13 protein-coding genes are annotated in these 11,915 nt (G+C 60.6%); 7 read left to right on the forward strand and 6 right to left on the reverse strand.

Annotated features, from left to right (window positions below):
- The coding region (locus ABIZ35_RS03410; protein ID WP_348218467.1) for a GGDEF domain-containing protein at nucleotides 1-690 on the reverse strand (690 nt) is incomplete at its 3' end.
- A 61-nt stretch (nucleotides 691-751) separates the two neighbouring features.
- Here ABIZ35_RS03410 and ABIZ35_RS03415 point away from each other — a divergent pair.
- On the forward strand, nucleotides 752-1,447 hold the full coding sequence (locus ABIZ35_RS03415) for a 5'-methylthioadenosine/S-adenosylhomocysteine nucleosidase (protein ID WP_348218468.1): 696 nt from the start codon (nucleotides 752-754) through the stop codon (nucleotides 1,445-1,447).
- Here ABIZ35_RS03415 and ABIZ35_RS03420 read toward each other — a convergent pair.
- On the reverse strand, nucleotides 1,444-1,908 hold the full coding sequence (locus ABIZ35_RS03420; protein WP_348218469.1) for a VanZ family protein: 465 nt from the start codon (nucleotides 1,906-1,908) through the stop codon (nucleotides 1,444-1,446). The two genes, ABIZ35_RS03415 and ABIZ35_RS03420, sit on opposite strands and share 4 nt — an antisense overlap.
- A gap of 3 nt (nucleotides 1,909-1,911) precedes the next feature.
- Nucleotides 1,912-3,045 (reverse strand): Gfo/Idh/MocA family oxidoreductase, encoded by a 1,134-nt coding sequence (locus tag ABIZ35_RS03425; protein WP_348218470.1) that lies wholly within the window; start codon nucleotides 3,043-3,045, stop codon nucleotides 1,912-1,914.
- 264 nt (nucleotides 3,046-3,309) lie between these two features.
- Between ABIZ35_RS03425 and ABIZ35_RS03430 the strand changes: the two genes are divergently transcribed.
- The 4 genes from ABIZ35_RS03430 (at nucleotide 3,310) to ABIZ35_RS03445 (ending at nucleotide 6,164) form a co-directional block, all read left to right on the forward strand.
- Nucleotides 3,310-3,729 (forward strand): hypothetical protein, encoded by a 420-nt coding sequence (locus ABIZ35_RS03430; RefSeq protein WP_348218471.1) that lies wholly within the window; start codon nucleotides 3,310-3,312, stop codon nucleotides 3,727-3,729.
- A gap of 253 nt (nucleotides 3,730-3,982) precedes the next feature.
- On the forward strand, nucleotides 3,983-4,768 hold the full coding sequence (locus ABIZ35_RS03435; RefSeq protein ID WP_348218472.1) for a PspA/IM30 family protein: 786 nt from the start codon (nucleotides 3,983-3,985) through the stop codon (nucleotides 4,766-4,768).
- A gap of 252 nt (nucleotides 4,769-5,020) precedes the next feature.
- Nucleotides 5,021-5,554, forward strand: a complete 534-nt coding sequence (locus ABIZ35_RS03440; RefSeq protein ID WP_348218473.1) for a hypothetical protein — start codon at nucleotides 5,021-5,023, stop codon at nucleotides 5,552-5,554.
- Nucleotides 5,555-5,567: 13 nt separating this feature from the next.
- A complete protein-coding gene (locus ABIZ35_RS03445) occupies nucleotides 5,568-6,164 on the forward strand; it encodes a DUF2244 domain-containing protein (RefSeq protein ID WP_348218474.1) in 597 nt (198 codons plus the stop codon).
- Nucleotides 6,165-6,436: 272 nt separating this feature from the next.
- Here ABIZ35_RS03445 and ABIZ35_RS03450 read toward each other — a convergent pair whose 3' ends face one another.
- Nucleotides 6,437-7,501 (reverse strand): potassium channel protein, encoded by a 1,065-nt coding sequence (locus ABIZ35_RS03450; protein WP_348218475.1) that lies wholly within the window; start codon nucleotides 7,499-7,501, stop codon nucleotides 6,437-6,439.
- Nucleotides 7,498-9,114, reverse strand: a complete 1,617-nt coding sequence (locus ABIZ35_RS03455) for a glycosyl hydrolase family 65 protein (protein ID WP_348218476.1) — start codon at nucleotides 9,112-9,114, stop codon at nucleotides 7,498-7,500. The genes ABIZ35_RS03450 and ABIZ35_RS03455 overlap by 4 nt, the downstream gene beginning before the upstream one ends.
- 152 nt (nucleotides 9,115-9,266) lie before the next feature.
- Between ABIZ35_RS03455 and ABIZ35_RS03460 the strand changes: the two genes are divergently transcribed.
- Together ABIZ35_RS03460 and ABIZ35_RS03465 are read left to right on the forward strand one after the other, a co-directional pair.
- Nucleotides 9,267-10,280, forward strand: a complete 1,014-nt coding sequence (locus ABIZ35_RS03460) for a Gfo/Idh/MocA family oxidoreductase (RefSeq protein ID WP_348218477.1) — start codon at nucleotides 9,267-9,269, stop codon at nucleotides 10,278-10,280.
- Nucleotides 10,281-11,150 (forward strand): glycoside hydrolase family 16 protein, encoded by an 870-nt coding sequence (locus ABIZ35_RS03465; RefSeq protein ID WP_348218478.1) that lies wholly within the window; start codon nucleotides 10,281-10,283, stop codon nucleotides 11,148-11,150.
- Nucleotides 11,151-11,175: 25 nt separating this feature from the next.
- On the opposite strand, the gene ABIZ35_RS03470 is transcribed toward ABIZ35_RS03465, so the two are convergent.
- The gene (locus ABIZ35_RS03470) at nucleotides 11,176-11,718 is read right to left on the reverse strand and encodes a thioredoxin domain-containing protein (protein WP_348218479.1); all 543 of its coding nucleotides are present in this window, start codon (nucleotides 11,716-11,718) and stop codon (nucleotides 11,176-11,178) included.
- Nucleotides 11,719-11,915: the final 197 nt, after the last annotated feature.

Genomic DNA, 11,915 nt, shown 5'->3' on the forward strand with positions numbered 1-11,915 from the left:
ATCAGGACATGGCGGCAGAACGATCGCCGCAACGGCTTGATGACAGCGATTGGCGACGGCAAGGGCTTCTTCTTTGTCCGTGTCCATCAAGAGTGCGGCAAATTCCTCGCCGCCATACCGAAACACCGGGCAGCGCGCTGGAACCGTGCGGCGCAGAGCGGCGGCGACGGATTGCAGAACGCGGTCGCCGATAGGATGTCCAAAATAATCGTTGATCGGCTTCATCCCTTTAATGTCCATTATCAAAAGGGAAACTTTCCTCGCTCTGATCCGGACTTCTTCGTCAAACATTTGCTCCAGGACTGTGTGACGCAGAAGCCCTGTCAGAGGGTCGTTGTTAGGCGCGAGATAGTCGCTAATTTCCCGTCGCAAGCAATGCTCTTCCATCCCGGCCATCTTCTCGATCTGCGGAAGAGTGGGAGAAAACGCGCAGGGCGAAACGACGGTCACGAGTAAATGACCATAGAAGTCATTTTCCATTTCCGCAGTCACATGCGTCCCTTCTGACCGGTGAAGTTCGTAGATGCGCAAATCGTGATGGAGACTTGCGGCGTCAGTGAAGATTTCCTCAATAACCTCGCGGTCAAATTCAACGTCCAGCACGCACGCCAGTCCGAACAGGACAAACCTGAGGGACCCCTGGATAAGCAGATGGTGCTGCGTGGTAACAGGCTTGTGAGAAATTGGCATCGTATGACGGCTCCTGGAATAGGTTATGCCATGGGAACGAGCGAAAGTGAGATAGAGTTTGATGGAACACTTGCATTCTCCCATAATCATCTTGGTTTCCGCCGACGCCGAATGGCGCTGTGTCCGCGCGCGTTTTCCGGATGCGGATGTGCAGCCGTCCCCGCTTGGAGAGTGGTTTCTCGCGCCAGAGCTTGACGTGATCTTCTTTCATGGCGGCTGGGGAAAGATCAGGGCGGCGGCGTCCGCGCAATATGTGATCGGGCGCTGGTCGCCAGCGCTTCTAATCAATATTGGAACGTGCGGCGGCTTCGCGGGAGAAATTGAGTTAGGCGCTTTTGTGCTGGCGCGACACACTGTCGTTTATGATATCTACGAGCAGATGGCCGATGCTGAGGAAGCGATTGCGGCGTATGCAACGGAGATAGACTTGTCCTGGGTTGCGGGCGACGATCCGGCCGGAGTGGAGCGCGGCGTGCTGGTCTCAGGAGACAGGGATCTCTGGACTGATGATATCCCCAAATTGCGGAGCGTGTACGGCGCGAAGGCGGGCGACTGGGAGTCGGGAGCCATCGCCTATGTCGCGGCGCGCAATGGAGTCCGCTGCCTGATCCTGCGCGGCGTGAGCGATCTGGTGGGCAGCGACGGGGGCGCGGCTTATGGCGACGGCGCCCAGCAATGGCGCGCGGCGACTGAGGGGATCATGACGGCGCTGCTGGAGGCGCTCCCAGATTGGATTTCACGAATCGGAGAGCTTTAGCTTAGCTCGCCGATGGCCGAGGGACGGGTTTTGCGGCCCCAGTACAGCATTGCCAGGGTTGCGCCAGTGGTATCGATCAGGACATCGCGCAGACAGCCGTCGCGGTACTGAACGAAGGTTTGATGCCATTCGTCGGTCGCGGCGAACGTGGCGGCGAGACACAGGGAGAGCAGGAGCGCGGGAATGCGTGGGAGACGAGTACGAAGGGTAAGGAAGAGGAGGCTCGCCAGGATGGCGTACTCGGTAGCGTGCCAGCCTTTGACGACGAAGATCCCGCAATGATACCAGAACAGGGCGAGAACGCCCTGGACGGCGGGGATCGGGACGATGCGCTTGAGCAATCCGACCCAGACTTCGATGGAAACAAAGAAGCAGGAAGTAAAAAAGATCAGGAACACCCAGCCGAAGAGTATCCAAACCCGACGACGCTCCCCATCACCATTTCGCACTTTTGTCTGCACGCCTTATCCGTGTTTTCCATTGACGGTCGCCAGCGCCGGCGGAAGAACGAGCGATTTCGGCGCGGTCTCAATGCGGTTCACCGTCGCCGTGCGGCCCGTGGAGCAGTCGCTGCAAAGACAGGTCGTGTCGCGCCAGTGACGCTCGATCACGGCTTCCGTCGCGGTGCGGGCAATCTGCGTGGCGCGCAGGCCGTCGTAGCCCGTGGGCAGGCCGGTCGTGTCTCCGGTCTCCAGGGCGTGCGCGAAGGCGGCGTACATGCCTTCGAAATCTTTCTCGCTGGAGCCGGGCAGCTGGTGCGTGCCGAACTTATTGCGCACTTCGAACAGCCAGCCCTCTCGGTCGTATCGGATCACGCCTTCGGTGCCGATGATGTGATACGAGAAGTGCGCTCGCGGGTCGCGCACGGTATGGCCATAGGAGAAGCTCATCTCAGCCATCGTGTGCGCACCGTTCTCATGGTCGAGGTGCAGCCACATATGGTCTGGGGCTTCGTACTTCTCCACCCACGCGCCGGCCGCCTGATAGTGATCGACATCCGAACCCAGCCACCAGCGCGCCAGATCGATCTGATGTACGCCGCAGTCCACCATCGGGCCGCCTTCATTCATCCGGCCCAGCCAGTACGGGTTTGTCTCGGGCTTGCCGTCCGGACCGACAATATCACGCCCGTGCAGGTTCCAGATATAGACGAGGCGCAGCGTGCGCGGCTCGCCGATCGCGCCGTCCTGGATCAGCCGCTTGATATTCTGCGAAACGGCGCTGAACCGGTAGCAAAATCCGGTGGTCAGGAGCAGGCCGGCGTCGTCCATCGTTTGGATCATGGATGCGGCGTCGGCGTCCGTCATCGCCAGCGGCTTTTCGCAGAGGACCGGAAGACCGTATCGCGCGGCCTCCTCCACATTCTGCTTGTGCGCGGGGGCGGCGGAGGTCACGACGACGGCCTCAATGCCGGACTCGAAAAACATATCGCTCATGGCGTATCCATGAGGAATCCCATATTTATGCTGCAGGCCATAGGCGTGGTCGGGGTTCGGGTCGTAGACGGCCCAAGCCTCCAGCCCCTGTGTCGCCAGGATCGCGGGAATATGCCCGTAATCCGCAATCATCCCACAGCCCATCAAACCAATCTTCTTCATGACCTTGACCTTCGGAAATATGGCTCCATTCGCATAATCAATTCTAGCATGAATCCGTGCATTATCGATAAAGCAAACGCCTTGCGAGGGAAATTTATTTCTAATTCCCGTATTTTTGACAGCCCTGACATCTCCATAACACCTTCGGAGGCAACTTTGGTCCCGGGGAGGATTTTGCGCGCCCGATGCGTAACGGTATTGGGACAAGATCGGCCGCTCCTTCGCGCGGCGATCACAACAAGTTTCACCCAGAAAGGGATTCCCATGAAATATCTCAAAACTCTCTGCGTCGCTCTGGCGTTCGGCTCCGTCCTCGTCTCCGGTTGCAAGAAAGACAAACAAGCGTCGTCAATGGCGACCTACACCCACTCGGAAGGCGCCGCCACCGAAACCATCACCCTGAACGCCGACGGCAGCTACGTTCAGTCCGAAGTCGGCAAAGACGGACCGCAGCTGGAGTTCCCCGCTCGCCCGGCGGCGCAAACCGTGAAGGGCAAGTGGAAGCTGCTGGACATGCCCCGCGGCGCGAAAATCAAGTTCAGCGGGTCCATCGACGAACTGCCTAAGGACGCCGTGGTGATCCTGAGCAACGCCCTGCCCTTCGGCGAGACGTCCGATGTCCAGAACCCCTACTCCACCACACACGATCGCACGATCTCGGCGCATGAGTTCCACCTCAACTAGCGCCCGCCGGTCCGGCCGCCTTCCCATCGGGAGGGCGGCCTTTTTATGAGCCGCTCCCTGCTTTATCGGCAAGCCCATCGCTGTGACAGAAGAGAAACCAGTGACATATTGGCCCCGACCTCCGTATAACTCTCAAGGCCGCGTTGTAAATCCCCTCTCAGTGGGATATAATGTCCGCAGCACTCGTGCAACTTTTTGAAGGTCGGCGTGTCTCATCGAAGTGAGAGCATTGCGCTGAAAGGGGACGGAATTTATGTTCGGCAGGATTTGGCGCTATATCAAGGCCGTACTAGGCTTTAAGCTGGATCAAATCGAAGATCCTGAGATTTTGCTTCAGCAGGCGCAGCAGGAAATGCGCGAGGCGCAGGCCAAGAACCGTGAGCGCGCCGTTCAGGCGATCACGCAGAAGAATAACCTGCAGAACCTGGTCGACCAGACCGAGAAGACGATCGCTAACCTGCAGGCTAAGGCGGAGCTGGCTCTTAAGAACGGCGATCGCGATCTGGCGCGGCAGCTTCTGGTAGAGAAGGGTCAGTATGATCTCACTCTGACCAGCACCAAAGCGTCGCTGGAGAGCGTGGTCGAAACGACGGAAGCGATCAAGGTCGCCATCCGCCGCGAGGAAGAGCGCATCCGCGCCAAGACCGCACAGGCGCTGGCGATGAAGGCGCAGTGGAAACAGGCCCAGATCGAGACGTCCATCAACAAGGCGCTCGACGGCATGACCACCGACGGCACCGACGCCGCGTTCGAGCGCGCTTCCGCCAAGATCAGCAACGCCCGCAGCGAAAGCTCGGCGCGTACGGAACTGGCGAAGGGCCGTTTGGAAAACAAGATCGCGGCTCTGGACGACATCGGCGCGAGCACCGCCGCCGACGCCGAGCTGGCCGCGATGGAAGAGCGCATGGGCCTTGCGCCCAAGTCCGCGCCCGCCACCACGACGCCCGGCCATGTGACATCGACGACCGAGATCGACCGTCAGCTTCAGGAACTGGAAGCGCGTGTCGGCGGAAATGGGTCCGGCGGCCCCTCCGCCTAGTTTATATGTTCATGATGCCGTTCAAGAATAGCCGGCGAATGAATTCGCGCCTAGAAGTGCACGATGTGCCCCTCCGGGCACTCCAGAAACCTGGCGATTGCGTTTATTGTCTGGAGTCGGCGAAGGCTGACATCGTGCTTTTCTAGGCGCGAATTCATTCGCCGGCCGATCGGTGTGTACCGGCGCCCCGTTAGCCCTTTGTACAGAAGCAGCATTGCTTCTAACGTTGACGGATGTGAGAAACAGCGATTCATGAGTTCGATGCCCGACCGTTTCTATCGAGTCGCCAAAGCCTACCTGGACGCCGCACGCGGTCGTCTGGAGGATATTGACAGCGCGGCGCAGGACGAACTGCGCCGCTCCCTGCCGCACGAGAATGCCGACTACGGCCACTCTGGGCCGGCCGCAAGCGACGATCCCATGGAGCGCGCCGCCGCCAAGATCAACGCGGCGCGCAGCGCCTCCTCAGCGCGCCGTGAGATCGCGCCGGAGCGTTATAACTTCAGCACGCCCTCCGACGAAGATATGCCCATCGCCTCGCCTAAGTCAACGACGGTTGTCGACAACGCCTACAAGATCGTCGGCGTGCCGGCAGGCTCGCCCTTCCCGGTCGTGGAAAAGGCCGTCGTAAAACTGCGCGAGCGCTGCGCCCCCGCCCGCTTCCCCGCCGGCTCCCCGGAGCAGGCGGAAGCCAGCCGGATCCTGGCGCGTGTCGAGGACGCTTACCGAATTCTGCAGGACACCCTCGGCGTTCCGCAGGGACGCTTCGACCGCTTAGAATTGTGACGGCGGTTTCGCCATGCTGCTGCAAGAAATTCCCGGCGCGACCGAGCGTCCCGCCGGCTGCAACATTCAGGTGACACAGGGCGCGGACTCGACGGAGATCACGATCCCGCCGCGCAAAGCCACGTGGATCGACCGCGTTCCCACCATCCTGTACATCGGATCCCTCCTCGCGTTTCTCTACATCGGCGCGGTCTTCTTCATCTCCAAGCGTCTTGTGATCGCCCCCGAGCTAAACATTGAGGCGGGAGGACATATCTCCCGTCATCTCACGCAGAACATCTACTGGCTCGTCCCCGTATGGATCGCCTTTGAAATTATCGGCTGGATCACCGTTTACTTTGTCCAGCGCCCCTTCTACACCACCGAAACCCTGCGCATCGACCGCAGTGGCGTCACCATCACCCGCGCCCTGCCCTTCTCCCGCCGCCAAAGCGTTTTGCTCAAAGAGAACCTGCGCGGCTTCCGCCTGCGCCAGGACCCGCAAGGCATGTGGGGCAGCCGCGTGGAACTGCAAGCCGTGGGAGAGACGATCGAGGTCGGAGAGTTTACGGGCGAAGCCGAGAGGGAATGGCTGACGTCGATCGGGAACGCGCTGCTAGGGCGGTATTAAGCGCGGCCCTTATCCTCCATCCCCTTCTCGCAAGATTAGCTTACAAGGGTAGGTTTTCTGACCAACGCGCTCACGTCCATCGCTCCGGCCATAAATGACCGGCCTGGGCCTGCAAGGACGGTGAACCGCCCTGACCAACGAACGCGGAGTTCTCTTCAGCCCCGTTTAGGGGGCTCCCCCACAGGCCGGTCATTTATGGCCGGTGCAAGAGACGCAGACGTTTATAGGAGAAAAAATCTACCCCAGTGGGGGCTGGGGGTGAGGCCGCAGTTCTATCCCAACCCAATCAGCGTTCCTAGCTTCTTGAGCTGATCGGGCGAGCCAATCGCGATCAGGGCGTCGCCGGGGTTGAGGATCATGTCGTCGGGAGGGTTGGGCAGGAAGTGGCCGGCTTTGGCGCCGCGGCGGACGGCGACGACGAGGGCGCCGGTGCGGTCGCGGAGGCGGCCTTCGGCGAAGGTTTTGTTGGCGAATTCGCTTTCGGATAGGACGATGAACTCGCGCAGGGTGAACTCCGCGTGGTCGGCGTCGGTCATGGCGGTGATAAAGTCGGTGACAGCGGGGTTGACCGCCGTGATTCCCATCCAGCGGCCGCCAAGGATGTGGGGAGAGACGACCTTGCTGGCGCCGGCCCGGTAGAGCTTGGCCTCGTTGGAAGAGCTGTCGGCGCGGGCGACGATGTAAAGATCGGGACGCAGGCCACGGGCGCTGAGGACGATGAAGGTGTTGACGGCGTCGGTGGGGGTGAAGGCGATCAGGGCGACCGCGCGATCGATGCCGGCAAGCTTAAGCGTGTCGTCATCGGCGGCGTCGCCTTCGATGTATGGGACGGAGCGCTCGCGCAGCATTTCGATCCGGCCCGGATCCTGCTCCATCACGACATGCGCGACATTATTCTGGAGATAACCGGCCGAAATTTCCTGGCCGATGCGGCCGTAGCCGCAGATAATATAATGGTTCTTGAGGCTGTCGACCACGCGCTTCATCCTTCGCTGCGTCAAAATCGTAAGCGACTGCTCGCTGACGAACACTTCGATCACTGTGGAGAAGACCCAGGCGGCGGTGCCGAGGCCGAAGACGATCAGGAGGATGGTGAAGATCTCGCCCGCCGCCGTCAGCGGCGCGACGGTTCCGAAGCCGACGCTTCCCAGGGTGATCACCGTCATGTAGACCGCGTCAAGAAACCCGTAATGCTCGATCCCCATATATCCCGCCGTGCCGAACGCCCCGAGCAGAGCGCCGACCAGCAAGGCCAGCCGCAGCCGGATAAACGGGTTGCGGAGCATGTCCGTCAGCTTCGGGTAGAGGTTGTGGCGTTTAAGTTTTGTTGGTTTCAAGTTCCACGGCGGGTGACCGACGCCTCGTTTTTGCCATTGATATCGATATCCAGCACCTGGCCGCGAAACCGGACACCCTTGACGGTCAAGCGTGTCCAGCCCGGAGGCAGATGAGGATTGGCGCAAAGCGAGACATCGTTGTCACCCGCCAGTCTTTTCCCGGGACCGCCCTGGCCCCCGGATCGCACTTGCAGGCCGGCGAAACCATAGAGGACCGACTGCAGCGATCCCCCCATGCCGGTATGGAAGTAGACGTTATTCGTGGTTCGTTTCTCAGAAAAAGCGTTCCACGGCCCGCGCATGAACGGGCGATAGGATTCCCGGAAGTAGTCGAGCGCTTCCGAGCCGCGATCGAGTTCTGACGCCACAATGCTGTGGATGCACGACGTCATCGCCGGGCCGGTCTTGATCGTGTGCGCTGCATAAAAGTCCAGCATCCTGCCGGTGGTGGTCGCGTCGAACTTCTCGTTCAGCGGATGGATCATCAGCAGCGTGTCGGCTTGCTTCGCGGCGAACCGTTCTGTGATGTCGCCCGCATGCTCCGCCGGGATACCCCGGTCCGAATCCGAGAGCGTGATCAGGGCGTCCGCGATATCCGTCCACTTCGGGTCGGCGGGGAGACCGAGCGCGGCGGCCGCCGCCGTGGCGGCGTTCAGGTTGTAGCGCACGACTGCGTTGGTCCAGGCGTCGTCGTCCACCAATCCCGCCGTTTCGTCCGGCGACATGATCTGGCGGATATGATAGCTGTCATCCCCGTCCTTGGTCACTCGCGACGCCCAGTACTGCGCGGTCGCCTGGATCATCGGCCAGCCTTCCTCGCGCAGATACTTCTTATCGCCAGTCCAAAGATAGTATTGCCAGGCGGCGTAGGCGACATCGGCGGTGATATGCCGCTCCTTCGCAAACTCCTCTGGGGCCACTTCCTCCCCTGTCTCCGCGCTTTCCCACGGATACTCCGCGCCGGCGAACTTGTGCTTGGCGGCGTTCTTGCGAGCCTGTCCCAAACGCGCGAAACGGTAATCCAGGATCGATTTGGCGTATTCAGGGTGCTGGGCAATCAGCGCCGGGAACATCCAGATCTCCGCATCCCAAAAGATATGTCCCTTGTAGACGGCGCTCGACAGCCCCATCGGCGGTATGGAATGGGGGCTGCCTGGGTACGTTGAGGAAAGCAAATAAAACAAGCTGGAATGGACGACTTGCTGCGCTTCCGGGTCGCCGGTGATGACGATATCCGATTGGTCCCAGATCTTCGCCCAGTCGGGCGGCTGGAATCCGGGCAGCGAAAGGATCTGGGAGCCTTCCGGCAGATGCGTGGTGAGCTTGCCGGTGCGCATATCGAGTGTCTGCTCGAACAATCCCGCCTGTCCCTGTGCGGCGGCGTCCTTCTCGGGGGCGCCTGGCTGGAGCGAATTGTCGACATACACGCCGGCAGTAAACTTCTGAATGGGTTTGCCGCCGCCGTCGATGAGATACGACTTGCGTCCATCGGTCAGATAAAGCGGCGCGATATTGAAACCGCTAATGGAGCTCAAAACCCACGGGTCGTAGGTTCTACGGGTCAAAAACTGCTGATTGGCGGAGGCTGCGGCGGACAGCGCAGGGGTTTTCACTCCACTCGGCGAACTAGCATCATGACAGCCGCACGCAAGGAGCGCGGCGGCAACAGCGAAAACAATCGAGCGATACTCCATGGGGATAAAATACGCGGCCGGCAGGCAAGAGTCCTGCATCAGTTGCAGGACTGAAGCGGCGGAGGACAATTATGAGCGATAAACGGAAGGTGCGCTGGGGAGTGATTGGAACGACATCGCATGTGGCGCGGTTATCGGCGATCCCCGCCATGTTGCGCAGCGAGCATGCGGAGCTGGTCGCCGTCGCCTCGCGCGACGCCGCCCACGCGCAGGAGGTGGCGGCAAGTGTCGACACTGGGTGCACGGCCTACGCCAATTACGATGCACTGATCGCCGACGACCGCATTGAAGCGGTTTACATCCCCCTGCCCAACAGTCTGCACATCGGCTGGGCGATTGAAGCGATGAACAACGGCAAGAATGTCCTGTGCGAGCAGCCGCTCTCCGTGACCGCCGCCGAGGCCGAAGAGATGCGCGAAACCGCCGAGAACAACGGCGTCCTGATCAGCGAAAGCTTCAGCTACTGGTATCACCCATTGCAGCGCGAAGTCGCGCACGCCGTGCAAAGCGGCGCGATCGGGACGATCAAACTGGTCCGCGTCTCCGTGTCGTTCCTGCAAAGCGAATGGAACGACTACCGTCGCAGCCGTACCCTTGGAGGCGGCGCCCTGCTGGACTGCGGAACGCACGCCGTACACATCGCCCGGCAAATCTGGGGCTCCGAGCCGCTCGCGGCGAGCGCCAGCGCCGTGATGGATTCGGCGATGGGAATTGACACAACGACCGCCGCCCTGCTGGAGTTTGCAAACGGCGAGACGACTTTGATGGACTGCTCCTTCACCCTTTACAGCCGATCGACTTATGAGATCGTGGGCAGCGAAGGGTCCATCTGCGTACCGAAGTTTATTCTCGGCGCCGAAGAAGCCGGCGCCTGGACGCTGACGCATCCCGACGAGACCTGGGAATCGCACTCCGTCGCGCCTACGGACACCTACGAGATCGAGATCGACGCCTTTTCGCGCAAACTGCTCGGCGAAGACGCCGCAATCCTCCCGATTGAAAACTCCCTCGCCAACGCCCGTGTCGTGGACGCCATTGCCCAGAGCGCACGAACAGGTCTTCGAATCCAGATAGGAGCGTCGTAGTTGACCACTCATCGCCCAAGCTCACCATCGCATCCTTGGATCGTGGCGGCGATCGCGACTGTCCTGATCGTCTCCGCCGTCGGCGCGAAACCGAAGCCAGAAAAGGCGCCGCCGGAGCCCGCCCCCATCGCCGGCCAGCACTATCGTCTCGTCAAAAATTGGGATTTCGGAAAAAACGTGACCAACCGGGCGCAGCTCGATGGCGAGTTCTTCACACGCTACATCTACAACGACGGCAAGCTCGACACGCTGAATGATGAGTGGGAGCGATACCGAGACAATGACAACCATGTCTTCGCCGACGGAGTGCTGAAACTCACCGCGCGTCTCACGGACGGGCTGAAGTCCGGCGGGATTGAAAGCGGAATGCTCCGCTCAAAATGGACGGGAAAGTACGGCTACTACGAGTGCTGTCTCAAGGTTCCGAAGGGCCGGGGCATGTGGCCCGCCTTCTGGATCAATCCGCAGGTCGGGTGGCCGCCCGAGATCGATATTCTCGAAATTGTGGACAACGGCCGCGACAACACGAAGAACTCATTCCACTATGTCCACGGCAAGAACAAAGACAACGCCGACCTGGAAACAAAACTAGACAAATGGGGATCCTACCGCCCCGGCTTTGACTACTCCGATGACTTTCACACCTTCTCCGCCCTCTGGACCCCGGACACGGTCGACCACTACGTCGACGGCGTCCGCGTTGCCCACCGCCGCTACCACTGGACCCACGACGACGGCTCCGACGGCGGTCCCGCCCACGTCCTCCTCAACCTCGCCGTCGGCGGCTCCTGGCCCGGACCGCCGCTAAGCGCCGACGAGTTCCCGGCGGAGCTGGCGGTGAAGTACATTCGGGTTTGGCAGGTAAAGTGAGGTTTGCGAAAGAATGGCGCAGCCGTTACACTGCCGGCGCGGCTTGCTCGATGGCGGAAAGCAATGTGTCGGCGTCCCAGTAGTCGTCGTGACGGCGGCCGTTGATAAAGAAGGTCGGGGTGCTCCGTACTCCGTTGTCGACGCCGGACTGCATGTACTCACGAACCCGCCCGTCATAAATTCTGTCGGTCAGTTCACGTGTGAACCGGTCTTCATCCAGTCCAAGAACGGCGCGGTAGAGCGAGGGCATACGCAGGAGATCGACCTCCGCAAGCGATACGTGCGGGTCCAGCAGCAGGCCGTGCATCTCCCAAAACCGGCCCTGCGCGCCCGCCGCCAGTGCGGCCTCCGCAGCGCGTATTCCAGGAGAATCGCGCGTCCCGCGCGGGAATGGCCGGTACACGAAACGCAGGCGCTCGCCAAGCTGACGCTGGATTCCTTCTACAATGGCATACGCCTGGCGGCAGTGGGGGCAGTCGTAATCGCCATACTCCACCAGTGTCACCGACGCGTCCTCGGAGCCGAGGCTAAAATCCTGTTCAGTCACCGGCGCATTCAGCAGTGTCATCCCGGTCTCCATTCTCGATCATCACATTACTTCATCGCCTGAGACGATGATCGTCTCGCCCACTAGATTTGCTAATCTACCTGTCGAGTCTCATGTCATTATGAACAAGTGGGGATGGCGTTTGAGGAGCGCATGTGGTAGTCTTCTTGGTAACCACACCAAAGAAAATCAACCACATGCACTTCCATTCTAACGCA

It is taken from the genome of Capsulimonas sp. (assembly GCF_039929585.1).
Lineage (GTDB): Bacteria > Armatimonadota > Armatimonadia > Armatimonadales > Capsulimonadaceae > Capsulimonas.

Coding starts and splice junctions, on each gene's coding strand:
- ABIZ35_RS03415 (WP_348218468.1), top strand. CDS start 752: ATGGAACACTTGCATTCTCCCATAATCATCTTGGTTTCCGCCGACGCC.
- ABIZ35_RS03425 (WP_348218470.1), bottom strand. CDS start 3,045: ATGAAGAAGATTGGTTTGATGGGCTGTGGGATGATTGCGGATTACGGG.
- ABIZ35_RS03430 (WP_348218471.1), top strand. CDS start 3,310: ATGAAATATCTCAAAACTCTCTGCGTCGCTCTGGCGTTCGGCTCCGTC.
- ABIZ35_RS03435 (WP_348218472.1), top strand. CDS start 3,983: ATGTTCGGCAGGATTTGGCGCTATATCAAGGCCGTACTAGGCTTTAAG.
- ABIZ35_RS03440 (WP_348218473.1), top strand. CDS start 5,021: ATGAGTTCGATGCCCGACCGTTTCTATCGAGTCGCCAAAGCCTACCTG.
- ABIZ35_RS03445 (WP_348218474.1), top strand. CDS start 5,568: ATGCTGCTGCAAGAAATTCCCGGCGCGACCGAGCGTCCCGCCGGCTGC.
- ABIZ35_RS03460 (WP_348218477.1), top strand. CDS start 9,267: ATGAGCGATAAACGGAAGGTGCGCTGGGGAGTGATTGGAACGACATCG.
- ABIZ35_RS03470 (WP_348218479.1), bottom strand. CDS start 11,718: ATGACACTGCTGAATGCGCCGGTGACTGAACAGGATTTTAGCCTCGGC.